At 40.9% G+C, this 16,168-nt stretch carries 9 protein-coding genes; all 9 read left to right on the top strand.

The annotated features are described in order from the left end of the window. The first annotated feature begins 29 nt into the window (after positions 1-29). The 9 genes from N1I80_RS15070 to N1I80_RS15030 all read left to right on the top strand — a co-directional run bounded on the left by N1I80_RS15070 (position 30) and on the right by N1I80_RS15030 (position 16,152). On the top strand, positions 30-5,513 hold the full coding sequence (locus N1I80_RS15070; protein WP_340738673.1) for an RHS repeat-associated core domain-containing protein: 5,484 nt from the start codon (positions 30-32) through the stop codon (positions 5,511-5,513). 5 nt (positions 5,514-5,518) lie between these two features. Beyond that, complete coding sequence (locus N1I80_RS15065; protein WP_340738672.1) at positions 5,519-6,031, top strand: HEAT repeat domain-containing protein; 513 nt, start codon at positions 5,519-5,521, stop codon at positions 6,029-6,031. A 175-nt stretch (positions 6,032-6,206) separates the two neighbouring features. Further along, complete coding sequence (locus tag N1I80_RS15060; RefSeq protein ID WP_340738671.1) at positions 6,207-6,875, top strand: hypothetical protein; 669 nt, start codon at positions 6,207-6,209, stop codon at positions 6,873-6,875. Between the two features lie 129 nt (positions 6,876-7,004). Further along, positions 7,005-8,276: an RHS repeat domain-containing protein gene (locus tag N1I80_RS15055; RefSeq protein ID WP_340738670.1), complete on the top strand. Its 1,272-nt coding sequence runs from the start codon at positions 7,005-7,007 to the stop codon at positions 8,274-8,276. A gap of 19 nt (positions 8,277-8,295) precedes the next feature. Continuing rightward, positions 8,296-8,643, top strand: coding sequence for a hypothetical protein (locus N1I80_RS15050; RefSeq protein ID WP_340738669.1), 348 nt, complete (start codon positions 8,296-8,298; stop codon positions 8,641-8,643). A 127-nt stretch (positions 8,644-8,770) separates the two neighbouring features. After that, positions 8,771-9,124 carry an immunity 51 family protein gene (locus tag N1I80_RS15045; RefSeq protein WP_340738668.1) on the top strand — a complete coding sequence of 118 codons (354 nt, stop codon included), beginning with the start codon at positions 8,771-8,773 and terminating at the stop codon, positions 9,122-9,124. Positions 9,125-9,260: 136 nt separating this feature from the next. Continuing rightward, positions 9,261-11,471: an RHS repeat-associated core domain-containing protein gene (locus N1I80_RS15040; protein WP_340738667.1), complete on the top strand. Its 2,211-nt coding sequence runs from the start codon at positions 9,261-9,263 to the stop codon at positions 11,469-11,471. A gap of 12 nt (positions 11,472-11,483) precedes the next feature. Next, a complete protein-coding gene (locus N1I80_RS15035; protein WP_340738666.1) occupies positions 11,484-11,843 on the top strand; it encodes a DUF7716 domain-containing protein in 360 nt (119 codons plus the stop codon). 505 nt (positions 11,844-12,348) lie between these two features. Then, complete coding sequence (locus tag N1I80_RS15030) at positions 12,349-16,152, top strand: DUF6531 domain-containing protein (RefSeq protein ID WP_340738665.1); 3,804 nt, start codon at positions 12,349-12,351, stop codon at positions 16,150-16,152. Positions 16,153-16,168: the final 16 nt, after the last annotated feature.

Genomic DNA, 16,168 nt, shown 5'->3' with positions numbered 1-16,168 from the left:
GAGGAGATTGTATGAAAGGAGGTAAGTAATTGAAAACGCTTGGAGAAAAAGACGTACATATCGTTAGTACGTATGAGGATATTGAGCTCATATGGCCTTATCCACTTATCCATTTAGATAAATTAACCATCAAGCAAAGAGGCAATGACCATGCGCGATTGTACTTTACGGGTATGATTGCGGAAGAGCGGGCGCAAAATTATATTCAGCAAGTCAGTCATACAGATGAAGTCGTTGTGAAATTCGGACGACAGAGAGACGTATTATTCTCAGGAAGAATTGAAAATGCGGAGTTGCAGGCAGTGCAAGGCGTGCACTATGTTGTAGTTGAGGCGGTCTCATTTACCGCAAATATGGATATTGTGAAGCGCTCACGTTCTTTTCAGGATACGACTATGACGTATGTAGAGTTAATGAACAACATCGTAAGTGCCTATCCTCAGGGAGATTACATCGACCGTGCTTCTAACGGGCAGGCCATTGAGCATATTTCGATTCAATATATGGAAACCGATTGGGAATTCATCAAAAGAATGGCCTCCCGGTTGCAGGCGGTTGTTTTTCCTGATTTACAAGGGAAGGGCGCTCGATTTTGGCTAGGTACACCTCAGGGGAGGAAAAGCATAACAATCGACGATCTGCCTTCTGCCTTACGTATGGATGTAGATGACTATCGGATGATTACTGAAAATGATGGTACAGATGTGAGCGAAGCCGATTATACTTTTTGTGCGTTTGAAAGCACGGAAGCCTATGAGTTGGGCACGTTGGTACAATCTAAGGGGAAATCCTATATCATAACGGTGCGGGAAATCTATCTTGATGGTGGTGTATTGAAGTTTCACTATACTGCACAACCAGCGAAAAGTATTCGTCAGCGATTGGTACGCAATGAAGATCTCATTGGTGCAGCATTTACAGGGAAAATAATAGATGTTACGCAAAACACTGTTAAAATGCATTTAGATATAGATAAAAAGCAAGAGAAAGCAAAAGCGCATTGGTTTGCTTATTCTGCAGATGCCAATAGCGTGATGTATTTAATGCCTCAAATAGGTGCACGTGCGCAATTGCACTTTCTAAGTGCGGTCGAAGAAGAGGCTATCGTCATTAGCTCGGTGCGTGTCGATTCAGTTTCATCAGAGGGGAAGCAGCAGTCAACGAAGAAAATGGCGGATTCTACAGTTAAGTCATTGGCAACTACTGCTGGAAAAGATATGACATTAGGTGTGGGCGACATTACCTTTAGTTCAGTAGAAGGGGTATTGGAAGTCCAGATGGATGATGGCGAAGGTGTGACGTTTCTGAGCGACAGTACGATCATGATAGCGGCGGATGAAACACTCGACATGAGTGGGATGAAAGAGTTGTCCATGGAGGCAGAAGAGTGGATTGCCATTTCAGCGCAAGAGAGCAGTCATATTATCCTTGCGGCTGATACTCAGTTAATCAGTACGCTCATTGATCAAGAAGGGACGGAGAAGCAAAGTCAACTCCCGAAGTTAAATGCAGAAGCCACCGCAGCTATGGGGAAAGTTGACGTAATTTTCCCGCAACAAGCACCCCAGAAAAAAGAGAAGAAAGGCTTATTCAGCAAAATTTTGGACGGCGTTAGTTTAGCACTAGATGTTGCTGGGTTTATTCCTGTTATCGGTACCTTTGCGGATGTTGCAAACGCGGGACTTAGCTTAGCACGAGGCGATTACATGGGGGCAGCCATGAACTTAGTCGGTGCTATTCCCGGTGTTGGGGATGCAGCAAAAGCAGGCTATATGGCCAATAAAGCGGCAAAAGTCGCCAGTAAAACCGCAAAAACTGCAAAAGCCGCGGATAAGGCAGCGGATGCAGCCAAAGTAGCCAAAGGGATGAAAGCAGCGTATACGAAAGTATCCAAGACGCTAGATACAGTTACAGCGCTCGCCAACAAAGGCTCAAAGAGTGTGAAAACCGCAGCGGATAAAGTCATCCAATCGATGGATGAAGTGCTAGCTGTTTCAAAGGCAGTAGACGGGATGAAAGCGCTGGCCAAAACCGAACTAACGAAATTAAACCATCAAGTATTAAAGAAATTTGATTGTACAAAAGGATTAAGTGATAAGTTTTGTAAAAAAGGGTTTGAACCCGTTGATTTAATCACAGGACGTATGATTTATGAAGGCGTCGATTTTGAACTGCCTGGCCCAATTCCCCTTTCATGGGAACGCGCTTGGTACAGTGATAGTAGCCGGGTTGGCTTAACAGGTCATGGGATGCATTTCATCTATGATCTAGCTTTGGAGATTTTTGAAGAAGATGACATGATTGGCATCGTGGTGACGGATGGGCGTGCGGTAGGATTTCCAATATTGCCAGTGAACTTGCCGTATTTTAATAAACGAGAAAGAATGACGTTGACCAATACAGGTGAGGAATACCATTTGTTTGAACATGATACACGATTGATGTATGTATTTGAACAAACAACCGAAACGAAGTATCGCTTAAAAGAAGTGAAAAATGAACAAGACCATCACATTCAATTTGCGTATAATCTCAAAGGCTTCTTATCCCAAGTAACCGACAGTGTCGGCAGAGTGCTTGAGGTGACGACCAATGAGGCAGGCAGAATGACAGAAGTCGCCTTGTGTCACCAGATGAGTCGTGAAGTGCTGGTTCGCTATGTGTACAACGACATTCAAGATTTAGTCGAAATCCAAGATGCGTTAGGGCAAAGTACGCATATCAGCTATACCAACCACTTAATGATGCAAAAAACAGACCGCAATAAAAATTCCTTCTTCTGGCGATATGATGGTCCCACAACGGGTGCACGCGTGGTCAAGACATGGGGAGATGGGAATGTCCTTGCTGGTGAGCTTGCGTATTACGAGGAGTATAACGAAATTACCAATAGTTTAGGGCATACGAGTATTTACTATTTTAACGAAGATAACCTTTGTACGAAAATTGTACATCCAGATGGTAGTGAAGTCAGTGAAGACTATAACGACGACTTTGAATTACTCCAAGCAGTTGATGAAGATGGTCGTGTGACGATGTTTAGCTACGATGAGTGGGCAAATCCTGTGACGGTTACGCTTGCAGATGGCAGTACTGTATCCTCACAATATGATGAGCAGGATAGGCTGATTCAAGCTGTTAATGCAGAGGGTGGAAGTCGTCTGTGGATGTATAATGAGGATGGGACATTACAGGCGAATGTTTTAGAAGATGGTACGAAAACAGAGTTTTCCTATAATGAGCATCATTTAATCGAAACGGTGACGAATACGCAAGGGCATATGGTAAAATTAGCGTATGATGATGATTTGAACTTACGTCAAGTGACATTGCCAGACGGGACGAGTTCAACCTGGGCGTATGACCATCGGGGGAATTGCACAACCACGACGAATCCGCTAGGAGCCTCAGAAAAGTTCGGTTATGATCGCTTGAATCGACTTGTACGCGCAAATCTGTCAGATGGGAACGACGTTCGATTGCAGTATGATGCTTATGACGATGTGGTTTTGGCGAAAGACAACCATACGCAAGTGTCCTTTGCCTACACCATTCTTGGCAGCTTGACGGCTCGAAAACAAGGTGGGAAGAAAGTTGAGTTCACCTATGATACAGAAGAGCAGTTAACGGCTGTGGTCAATGAAAAAGGCGAAGCGTACCAATTTGAACGTGATGCGAAAGGAAATATCATCAAGGAAATCGGCTTTGATGAGCTGACCAAAACGTATGAACGAAGTCATGCAGGTTTGGTGCAGAAAATTCATCGTCCGGGTGATCGTTGGACAGCGTATCAGCATGACAGTATAGGGAATGTCATTCGTGCTGACTACTACGATGACACGTGGGAAACGTTTGGCTATGATAAAAATGGATCGTTACTAGAGACTGCCAATAAACATATGACTGTCAAGCTAGAGCGAGACCCATCTGGGCAAGTCATCAAAGAATGGCAAAATGACCAGTGGATTGCGAGTAGCTATGATGAACTCGGCAGTCGTTTACAAGTTACGAGTAGCCTGGGTGCCAACATTGATGTGGAACGAAATACGATGGGGAATGTGGCGCAAATCACAGCGTCACAATCAGATCAATCACAATGGACCGCCGCAATGCAGTACAACGAACTCGGCCAAGAAATCGAGCGAATCTTACCCGGGGGCGTCATCAGTCAATGGCAGTATGATGTCACAGGTAGACCGACCAATCATCGAGTAAGCAATCAAAACCGTCATACAAGAAGACGCGTGTACAATTGGGACGTCAATCACCGCCTAAAATCCATGGTCAATGAGTTAACCGCCGGACAAACAACTTACGGCTACGACGAATTCAGCAATCTTATCTGGTCAAATCAAGGCAACCCATTCGACTTCATACACCGTAATGTCGATGATGTCGGGAATTTGTATGAAACGAAAGAAAAGTCAGATCGTGTCTATGGTGCCGGCAGTAGGTTACTCGCAACGAGCGAGGCAACATTTTCTTACGATGAAGAAGGAAATCTCGTTCAGAAGGTCGAAAAGAATGGGGATACGTGGACATACGAATATAACGGCAATGGGATGATGTCAAAGGTCATCAAACCAGATCAGACGGAAGTTACTTTCAAGTATGATTCATTAGGTAGACGGATTGAGAAGAGTTCTAATGAAAAAACAACAAGATTCGTGTGGGATGGAAATACGATTCTACATGAGTATTTCTTAGAGAACGATCCAGTTGAACCACAGAATAAATTAGAAATACCGGATAATGTAGTCACCTGGGTGTTTAATGATGGGTTCGTCCCTTCAGCAAAAATCACGAGTGAAGGTAATTACAGTATTATTAGTGACTATCTAGGAACGCCTGTCGAAGCATATGACGAAGAAGGTAATCAAGTTTGGTCAGCTGAGCTTGATAGTTATGGACGAGTGAAAGAATATACAGGTGAACATGATTTCATTCCATTCCGTTATCAGGGGCAATATGAAGACATGGAAATTGGTTTGTATTATAACCGATTCCGTTACTACGATCCAGAACAAGGGAATTATACTCAAATAGACCCGATTGGACTTGCGGGTGGGAATCCTACGCTTTATGGTTATGTTGGTGACCCGAATAATTGGATTGACCCATTTGGACTACTACCAAAAGCTGGTGAAGATTTATTTGTAGGTTCATATAATACATCATATCGTGCAAATGTTAAAGCAGGTCTAAATAAAACACATACCCCACATCATGCTTTACAAAATGCTCTCAGCCCAACTTCACATGGTAAAGGAATTACGATAAATATGCGTAAAGATTTACATGAAAAAACTCGCACATTTAGAAAGCCAGTTGACAAAAGTGTAGGAGCGTTAAGAAATCATTTAGCGGCTGATGTAATTGATATAAGAAAGATACTATTGGATGAAGGATATGATAGGAAACTAGTGAATCAACAGTTGAAAGAGCTGATTAAACAAAATAAAGCTTTATATAAAGAAGAATTGAAGAAACCACCAATAAAATGTAAAGGGTGATGAAGATGGATACAGAATTAGCATTGCAATTTTTAAAAGATCATCAACCAATGCCTTCAGATGAAAATTTATCAGAAGAATTAATATCTTCCTATGATGAAGTTAGAAAATATTTTTTAAAGGTGCCTGATAAAAGATGTATAGAATTATTTTTAAATTCATTCGGATACATCGATGGTTTTGGTGTTTATCAATTAGTAGATGATGTGATTTTACAATTTTCAAAAGAAGACGTTATTGCTGATTTAATCGAAGCATTAAAAAGTGAACATTACAGTGTAAGATACTGGTGTGCAATGATTTCAGCTAATTATCCTTGTTTAGAATTAGTATCAGCTTTAAAGACTTTACTTTATGAAGAAGATGTTGAAATTAAAACAGCTTCATTAACAAGTTTGAGTATGTGTGAATTTCCAGAAACAGCAGAAGTGCTTAAAGAATACATTCAACATGAGTGTGATGAAGAGTTAATAGAAGATGCAAAAGGTATTCTTTTAGAGATTGAAAATATAGTATAAAAATTAATCAAGACATATGTAAGCGAGTATTTAATGCTCTTACATATGTCTTTCTATATGATTGGGAAGTGAATCACCGGTTAAGAAGTGTTACGAATGAGCTGACAAGAACACAGATTAAGTTAGCTATGATGTATTTAGTAACTTATTCTCTGCAGATTATGGCTTTTACGACTTGATTCATCAAAATGGTAACGACGTTTGCTTACAGTACAATGCCTATGACGATGTTGTATTGGCGAAAGACAATCATACGCAAGTTTCCTTTGCCTACACGATTCTTGGCAGCTTAACCTCCCGTAAACAAGGTGGTGGAAAGAATGTCACATTTACCTTTGATGCAGAAGAGCAGTTAACCGCTGTTATCAATGAAAAAGGCGAAGCATACCAATTTGAACGTGATACGAAAGGAAACATCATCAAGGAAACCAGCTTTGATAAGTTGACCAAAATGTATGAGCGAAGTCAGGCAGGTTTGGTGCAGAAAATTCATCGTCCGGGTGATCGTTGGACAGCGTATCAACATGACAGTATAGGCAATGTCATTCGAGCTGATTATTACGATGACACGTGGGAAACGTTTGGCTATGATAAAAATGGATCGTTACTGGAAACTACCAATGAACATATGACTGTCAAGCTAGAGCGAGATCCATCTGGGCAAGTCATCAAAGAATGGCAAAATGATCAGTGGATTGCGAGTACCTATGATGAACTCGGCAGTCGTTTACAGGTTACGAGTAGCCTCGGTGCGAACATTGATGTCGAACGAAATATGATGGGCAATGTGTCGCAAATCACAGCTTCACAATCAGATCAATCACAGTGGACAGCAGCGATGTAGTACAATGAGCTCGGTCAAAAAATCGAAAGAATCTTATCTGGTAATGTCATCAGTCAATGGCAGTATGATGTCACAGGTAGACCAACAAACCATCGAATAAGCAGTCAAAATCGACATACAAGAAGACGCGTGTACAATTGGGACGTCAATCACCGCCTAAAATCCATGGTCAATGAGTTAACCGCCGGACAAACAACTTACGGCTATGACGAATTCAGCAACCTCGTCTGGTCCAATCAAGGGAATCCGTTTGATTATCTTCACCGTAATATCGCTGATGTCGGGAATTTGTATGAAACGAAAGAAAAGACAGACCGTGTTTATGGTGCTGGCAGCAGACTACTTGAAACGAAAGATGCCAAATTCTCGTATGATGAAGAAGGAAATCTCGTTCAGAAAGTCGATAAGAATGGTTATACGTGGAAGTACGAATATACCGGCAACGGGATGATGTCGAAGGTCATCAAACCAGATCAGACGGAAGTTACTTTCAAGTATGACCCGATGGGTAGACGGATTGAGAAGGGTTCTAATGAAAAAACAACAAGATTCGTGTGGGATGGAAACACGATTCTACATGAGTATTTCTTAGAGAGTGATTCAAGTGAACTAGAAAATCTAGTTGAGTCACAGAGCGAGTCTGAAATACCGGATAATCTAGTCACGTGGGTATTTAATGATGGGTTTGTCCCTTCAGCTAAAATTACGAGTGAAGGTAACTACAGTATTATTAGTGACTATCTTGGAACACCCGTCGAAGCTTATGACGAACAAGGAACCAAAGTCTGGTCAGCTGGGTTGGATATTTACGGTAGAGTAAAAGAATTCACAGGCGAGAAGGACTTTATTCCATTCCGATATCAAGGTCAGTATGAAGATGTTGAAATAGGATTGTATTATAACCGATTCCGTTACTATGACCCAGAGCAAGGAAATTATACGCAAATAGACCCGATTGGGCTTGCGGGTGGGAATCCGACTTTGTATGGGTATGTAAAAGATCCGAATACAATTGTGGATGTTTGGGGATTAAGTGGAGAGCTAGTTTATCAATTGCTTAATAAAAAGGATAATGTTATCTATTATGGAATAACAAGCAGGGATGCTTTGGTTAGAATGGTAGAGCACGCAGGTTCAGGTAAAGTATTTTCAAATATGGAAATTATTGCCGAAAATCTAACGCATGATCAGGCCAGATCTATTGAAGGTGCTCTTATTCGAAAAAGGCTAAGAGAGAATATTGGTAACTTTAATATCGACGATTCTATATTAGAAAAATTAAAGAAATCTGGTCTATTAAATAAAAACCGGGGAAGGGTAAAAGAGAGATGGATTTCAGAAAATCCATTAAATGATTTAAAAGATAAAATGTTCGATGAACCTAAAAAAAATAAATTGTAAAAAATAATTGGAGGGAATTATGAAAATATTTAGTACATCACCAGAGGGTAATGAAGCTGCAGAGTTGGAAAATGCTCATTATTTTAACTTGGCAATAAGGAAAATTGAAGAAAGCAATGAGTGGTTGAAGAAAACTGAGAAGCCATATCAGGTTATGTTAGTTCATATAGATATTTTATTGATGCTTTCTAGAAAGTATAAAGTAGATGCAAACTTAAGTATTAAGAGGGATAGGGTTTCAGAATGGAAAAATACGTTTGATGCATGGTTTACTAAGTGCGGCCAAAAAATCCCTGCAAAATATAGAACTGGAATTAAAGAAAACGCTGAAGAGTTATTTAATGAATTGAGTGGTTATGGACATTAAAGCATGCTGTAGATTCCATCACTTTAACTGAGTAGTCATGTAATTTATAATATAAGTAAGTCAACATGTACTCGGTGCTAGTATGACGTTTCTAGGGGCGAAAAATTATTTTTGGTGGTGGGATAAGATGAATTTTATTATTGATAAAAAGAAAATAGCTCCGTTTTTTTGGGTGAATTATGATGAAAGCTCCGCGTCCTTTTGTTTAGATGTTGCTGGATATAAGCAAGAGATTTTTGATACGCGATCTGATGAGGGATTTGAGGGGAATGGATACGATTGGAATTCTTTAGCGATTGTTTTTCTTGAAGAAAAAATGCCTGAACTAAAAGATATTGTCAATTTTGATTCTGAAGCCGGTATGTTTTGTGCATATTCCTCCGATAAAAAAGCATTAGAGAAGTTTGCTATTTCATTTAAAAATATGTGTGAAGATGAAGTTACCAGTAAGGAACTATTTTCTCGGGCAGAATTGGATTGAACATTTTATTTTAAGATTATTTGAAGTTTATCCTGGATAAATTAATATTAAAAAGGCAATAAATCTTTTAATTAAGGTTTATTGCCTTTTGTTCTATGCTATTTTAATTTCTTTTTAACGAAGATAACAGCGTCAAGTGACTTTACCAGACGGGACGAGTTCGACATGGGCCTATGACTGTCGTGGAAATGGTACAACAACGACCAATCCGCTTGGAGCCACAGAGAAGTACGATTATGATAGCTTGAATCGGTTAGTACGCGCAAACCTTTCAGATGGGAACGACGTTCGTTTGCGGTATGATGCTTATGACGACGTGGTATTTGCGAAAGACAACCATACGCAAGTTTCCTTTGCCTATACGATTCTTGGCAGCTTGATCGCACGAGAACAAGGTGGGAAGAACGTCAAATTCACCTTTGATACTGAAGAGCAGTTAACCGCTGTCATCAATGAAAAAGGTGAGTCGTACCAGTTTGAATGTGATACGAAAGGGAATATCATTAAGGAAATTGGCTTTGATGAGCTGACCAAAACGTACGAACGAAGTCAGGCAGGATTGCTTCAGAAAATTCATCGTCCGGCTGATCGTTGGACAGCGTATCAGCATGACAGTATAGGCAATGTCATTCGCGCCGACTACTACGATGACACGTGGGAAACGTTTGGCTATGATAAAAATGGATCGTTACTAGAGACTGCCAATGAACATATGACTGTCAAGCTAGAGCGAGACCCATCTGGACAAGTGATCAAGGAGTGGCAGAATGACCAATGGATTGCGAGTAGTTATGATGAATTAGGTAGTCGTTTACAGGTTACGAGTAGCCTAGGTGCACAAATTGATGTCGCTCGTAATGAGATGGGTAATGTAGCGCAAATCACAGCTTCTCGCGCAGATCAAGAGCAGTGGACAGCCGCAATGCAGTACAACGAACTCGGTCAAGAAATCGAAAGAATCTTACCCGGTAATGTCATCAGTCAATGGCAGTATGATGTCACAGGTAGACCAACAAACCATCGAATAAGCAGTCAAAATCGACATACAAGAAGACGCGTGTACAATTGGGACGTCAATCACCGCCTAAAATCCATGGTCAATGAGTTAACCGCCGGACAAACAACTTACGGCTATGACGAATTCAGCAACCTCGTCTGGTCCAATCAAGGGAATCCGTTTGATTATCTTCACCGTAATATCGCTGATGTCGGGAATTTGTATGAAACGAAAGAAAAGACAGACCGTGTTTATGGTGCTGGCAGCAGACTACTTGAAACGAAAGATGCCAAATTCTCGTATGATGAAGAAGGAAATCTCGTTCAGAAAGTCGATAAGAATGGTTATACGTGGAAGTACGAATATACCGGCAACGGGATGATGTCGAAGGTCATCAAACCAGATCAGACGGAAGTTACTTTCAAGTATGACCCGATGGGTAGACGTGTTGAGAAGCGTACTGACGAAAGAACCATGCGATTTGTGTGGGATGGAAATACGATTCTGCATGAGTATTCCTTATTGAACGATCCAGTTGAACCACAGAATAAATCAGAAATACCGGATAATGTAGTCACCTGGGTGTTTAATGATGGATTCGTGCCTTCCGCTAAAATTACGAGTGAAGGTAACTTCAGTATCATTAGTGACTATCTTGGAACGCCTGTCGAAGCTTATGATGAAGAGGGGAAAAAGGTCTGGTCGGCTAAGCTTGATATTTATGGACGAGTGGAAGAATTTACAGGTGAACAAGATTTCATTCCATTTAGGTATCAAGGGCAGTATGAAGATGTGGAAATCGGGTTGTACTATAACCGATTCCGATACTACGATCCAGAGCAAGGGAATTACACTCAAATAGATCCGATTGGACTTGCGGGGAATAACCCTACTTTATATGGATATACAAATGATCCGAATACTATGATTGATCCATTAGGATTGGCTAATCGCCCTAATAATGGTCAATATCATATATTTTATTCTTTTATGTTAGACCCTCAACATCAATATTCAAGTGATAAAGTTCAGTTTAATAGAGCAAATAAAGCATTTATTAATAAACTCAATAGTGATTTAGTTTTCCAACGTGATATGCTAGGTCGGTATCCTGCATTCCATGATTGGTTGAAAAACCCTGATATGGGATCAAGTCCAGTAGATCTTACATGGCATCATCATGAAGATGTAAGAAGGCTTACACTTGTAGACCGCGCTGATCACGCTAAAAATCACGGATTATATCATCCAACTAAAGCTGGAGGTCGTGACATTTGGGGAGGAGGAAAGCCAGGTAGAAACGGGAAGTTAGATGGTGAAACTGGTATGCCGAAATGCAAAAAAAATTAGAGGAGGATTTTTATGAAGAATATAGAGTTTAGAATGCCATATAAATTAAGTCAGATAATATATGTTATTTCAAAGGATGTTGAAAAAAACGGTTTTAAAAATACTAATTTTTGTTTGTATACTAATGAAGATGAAGAAATTGCGAGTACAGACCTAATTTGTTATTTGGATCTCAATCCAACTATTACAGATGACGACGAGGAGGTGTACCCAGATTTTGTAATTAAAGAATCATTGGAGTTTTTTTATGACGGACAACAATTTGAAGATGTGTTAATGAATGTCTTACACCAGAAAAAACAAGCTTCAATTGATGATTTTATACTGGGACTAAATTATTATATGAATCACGATGCGTTTATGGATTTTTAGACTACTGTATATCAACATTTTCAATGATTAGTTCAACGGCTTAATATGTGGTGCCTGACGCTCACTCCAGCGTGTTAGTTTAAACAATCTTGACTGAACTAACACGCTTGTCGTGACTATTGAGAGTGTATCAACCCGAATTAGCACGTGCAGTCTTATCCATATTCCTGAATAAAAGTAGCTAACCTGTACTCTCTAAAGAAAAAATGAGTGAGGCGGAATAAAACACCTACATTTGAATGTTCGGGTAAAGATTTAGACCGAATTAATTTGTAGGTGTTTTTTTCGCATTGAAATATTTAGATAGGAAAATTATGGTGTGGCTTTAGTTTTAGGGGTGTTGTACTATTCTTGTCATGAAATTGATTTAGTAGTATTTTAGATGGCGTAAATTTAGCATTAGATGTCGCCGGGTTTATTCCTGGTTTTGGAGCGATTGCGGATGTTGCAAACGCGGGACTTAGCTTAGCACGAGGCGATTACATGGGGGCAGCCATGAACTTCCATGAACTTAGTCGGTGCTATTCCCGGTGTTGGGGATGCAGCAAAAGCAGACTATATGGCCAATAAAGCGGCAAAAGTCGCCAGTAAAACCGCAAAAACTGCAAAAGCCGCGGATAAGGCAGCGGATGCAGCCAAAGTAGCCAAAGGGATGAAAGCAGCGTATACGAAAGTATCCAAGACGCTAGATACAGTTACAGCGCTCGCCAACAAAGGCTCAAAGAGTGTGAAAACCGCAGCGGATAAAGTCATCCAATCGATGGATGAAGTGCTAGCTGTTTCAAAGGCAGTAGACGGGATGAAAGCGCTGGCCAAAACCGAACTAACGAAATTAAACCATCAAGTATTAAAGAAATTTGGCTGTACAAAAGGATTAAGTGATAAGTTTTGTAAAAAAGGATTTGAACCTGTTGATTTAATCACAGGACGTATGATTTATGAAGGCGTCGATTTTGAACTGCCTGGCCCAATTCCCCTTTCATGGGAACGCGCTTGGTACAGTGATAGTAGCCGGGTTGGCTTGTCAGGTCATGGTATGCATTTTACATATGATCTAGCCTTGGAGATTTTTGAAGAGGAAGACCTGATTGGTATCGTCGTGACAGATGGCCGTGCCGTTGGCTTTCCGATTTTGCCGACGAACTTGCCGTATTTTAATAAACGGGAAAGAATGACGTTGACCAATACGGGTGAGGCGTACCATTTGTTTGAGCATGATACACGACTCACTTATGTATTTGAACAAACAACCGAAACGAAATACCGTTTAAAAGAAGTGAAAAATGAACAAGACCATCACATTCAATTTGCCTATAACTTAAAAGGATTTTTATCCAAAGTAACCGACAGTGTGGGTAGAGTGCTTGAAGTGACGACCAATGAGGCAGGTAGAATGACAGAAGTGGCCCTGTGTCACCGAATGAGTCGTGAAGTGTTGGTTCGCTATGTGTACAACGACATTCAAGATTTAGTCGAAATCCAAGATGCGTTAGGGCAAAGTACGCATATCAGCTATACCAACCACTTAATGATGCAAAAAACAGACCGCAATAAAAATTCCTTCTTCTGGCGATATGATGGACCCACAACAGGTGCACGCGTGGTAAAGACATGGGGAGATGGAAATGTACTTGCGGGTGAGCTTGCGTATTACGAGGGCTATAACGAAATTACCAATAGTTTAGGGCATACGAGTATTTACTATTTCAATGAAGATAACCTCTGTACGAAAATTGTGCATCCAGATGGCAGTGAAGTCAGTGAAGACTATAATGACGACTTTGAATTGCTACAAGCAGTCGATGAAGATGGTCGTATGACGATGTTTAGCTACGATGAGTGGGCAAATCCTGTGACGGTTACGCTTGCAGATGGCAGTACGATCTCCTCTCAGTATGATGAGCAAGATAGGCTGATTCAGGCTGTTAATGCAGAGGGCGGAAGTCGTCAGTGGATGTATAATGAAGACGGAACCTTACAGGCAAATGTCTTAGAAGATGGCACAAAAACGGAGTTTTCCTATAACGAGCATTATTTAATCGAAACGGTCACGAATGCGCAAGGCCATATGGTAAAATTAGCTTATGATGATGATTTGAACTTACGTCAAGTGACATTGCCAGACGGGACGAGTTCAACCTGGGCGTATGACCGTCGTGGGAATTGTACAACAACGACCAATCCGCTGGGGGCTACAGAAAAGTACGGTTATGACAGCTTGAATCGCCTTGTACGCGCAAACCTTTCAGATGGGAACGACGTTCGCTTGCGGTATGATGCTTATGACGATGTGGTTTTGGCGAAAGACAACCATACGCAAGTGTCCTTTGCCTACACGATTCTTGGCAGCTTGATCGCTCGAGAACAAGGTGGGAAGAACGTCAAATTCACCTATGATACTGAAGAGCAGTTAACGGCTGTCATCAATGAAAAAGGCGAAACGTATACGTTTGAACGGGATCCGAAGGGAAGCATCAGCCAAGAAATCGGTTTTGATGGGCTGACCAAAACATACGAGCGAAGTCAGGCAGGATTGGTGCAAAAAATTCATCGTCCGGGTGACCGTTGGACGGCGTATCAACATGACGGCATAGGAAATGTCATTCGGGCTGATTATTACGATGACACGTGGGAAACGTTCGGCTACGACAAAAATGGATCATTACTGGAGACAGCCAATGAGCATATGACCGTAAAGCTAGAGCGAGACCCATCTGGACAAGTCATCAAAGAATGGCAAAATGATCAGTGGATTGCGAGTAGCTATGATGAACTTGGCAGTCGTTTACAAGTTACGAGTAGCCTCGGTGCGAACATTGATGTGGAACGAAATACGATGGGCAATGTGTCGCAAATCACAGCGTCACAATCAGACCAATCACAATGGACCGCCGCAATGCAGTACAACGAACTGGGCCAAGAAATCGAGCGAATCTTACCAGGGAATGTCATCAGCCAATGGCAGTATGATGTAACCGGTAGACCAACAAACCATCGAATAAGCAGTCAAAATCGTCATACAAGAAGACGCGTGTACAATTGGGACGTCAATCACCGCCTAAAATCCATGGTCAACGAGTTAACCGCTGGACAAACAACTTATGGCTATGACGAATTCAGCAATCTTGTCTGGTCTAATCAAGGCAACCCATTCGACTTCATACACCGTAATGTCGATGATGTCGGGAATTTGTATGAAACGAAAGAAAAGTCAGATCGTGTCTATGGTGCAGGTAGCAGACTACTTGAAACGAAAGATGCCAAATTCTCGTATGATGAAGAAGGAAATCTCGTTCAGAAGGTCGAAAAGAATGGGGACACCTGGAAGTACGAATATAACGGCAATGGCATGATGTTGAAAGTCATCAAACCAGATCAGACAGAAGTTACTTTCAAGTATGATCCGATGGGTAGACGGATAGAGAAAAGTTCTAATGAAAAAACGACCAGTTTTATATGGGATGGAAATACGATTCTCCATGAGTATTTCATAGAGAACAATCCAGTTGAACCAGAAAATCTAGTTATGCCACAAAACAACTCTGAAGTACCAGCCAATCTAGTTACATGGGTGTTTAATGATGGGTTCGTCCCTTCAGCAAAAATCACGAATGAAGGTAATTACAGTATTATTAGTGATTATCTTGGAACGCCTGTCGAGGCCTATGATGATGAAGGGAATAAGGTTTGGTTAGCAGAGCTTGATATTTATGGACGAGTGAAAGATTTTACAGGTGGAAAAGATTTCATTCCATTTAGGTATCAAGGGCAGTATGAAGATGTGGAGATTGGATTGTATTATAACCGATTCCGTTACTACGACCCGGAGCAAGGGAATTATACGCAAATAGATCCGATTGGACTTGCGGGTGGGAACCCTACTTTGTATGGGTATGTTCGAGATCCGAATAAGAATATAGATAAATTTGGTTTGTATTCCGATTTATTAGGTACTGGTATGGGGCATCATTTGATGCCGAGATCAATAGCTGAGACCTTAGGCATTCAAGAGTTAAAGGAAAAAAGATCGATTTCATGGTATCCAAATAAGGGGGCTGGAACGGCAGAACTTCACCAAAAATTGCATAGAAAACTTATAGAAGCTGGAGTACCTTTTCATGGTTCAAAATTTACTGGTACGTCAGATGAATTTTTTGAAAAAGCTGCTAAAGCGTACAAAGATATTGAGGTTAAAGGTTATTTGAAAATACCGTACACTAATGATCCTTTATTTGAGAATTTAACACCTTCAGAAGCGTTAGATAAATTGAAGAAATTGCATAAACAGGGAACGATACCTTGCACATAAAAAAAAGGGGGTTTAG

The sequence above is a fragment of the Sporosarcina sp. FSL K6-3457 genome, from assembly GCF_038007285.1.
GTDB lineage: Bacteria > Bacillota > Bacilli > Bacillales_A > Planococcaceae > Sporosarcina.
Note: the sequence above shows the minus strand (reverse complement) of the source record. Positions and strands in the feature narration are given on the sequence as shown.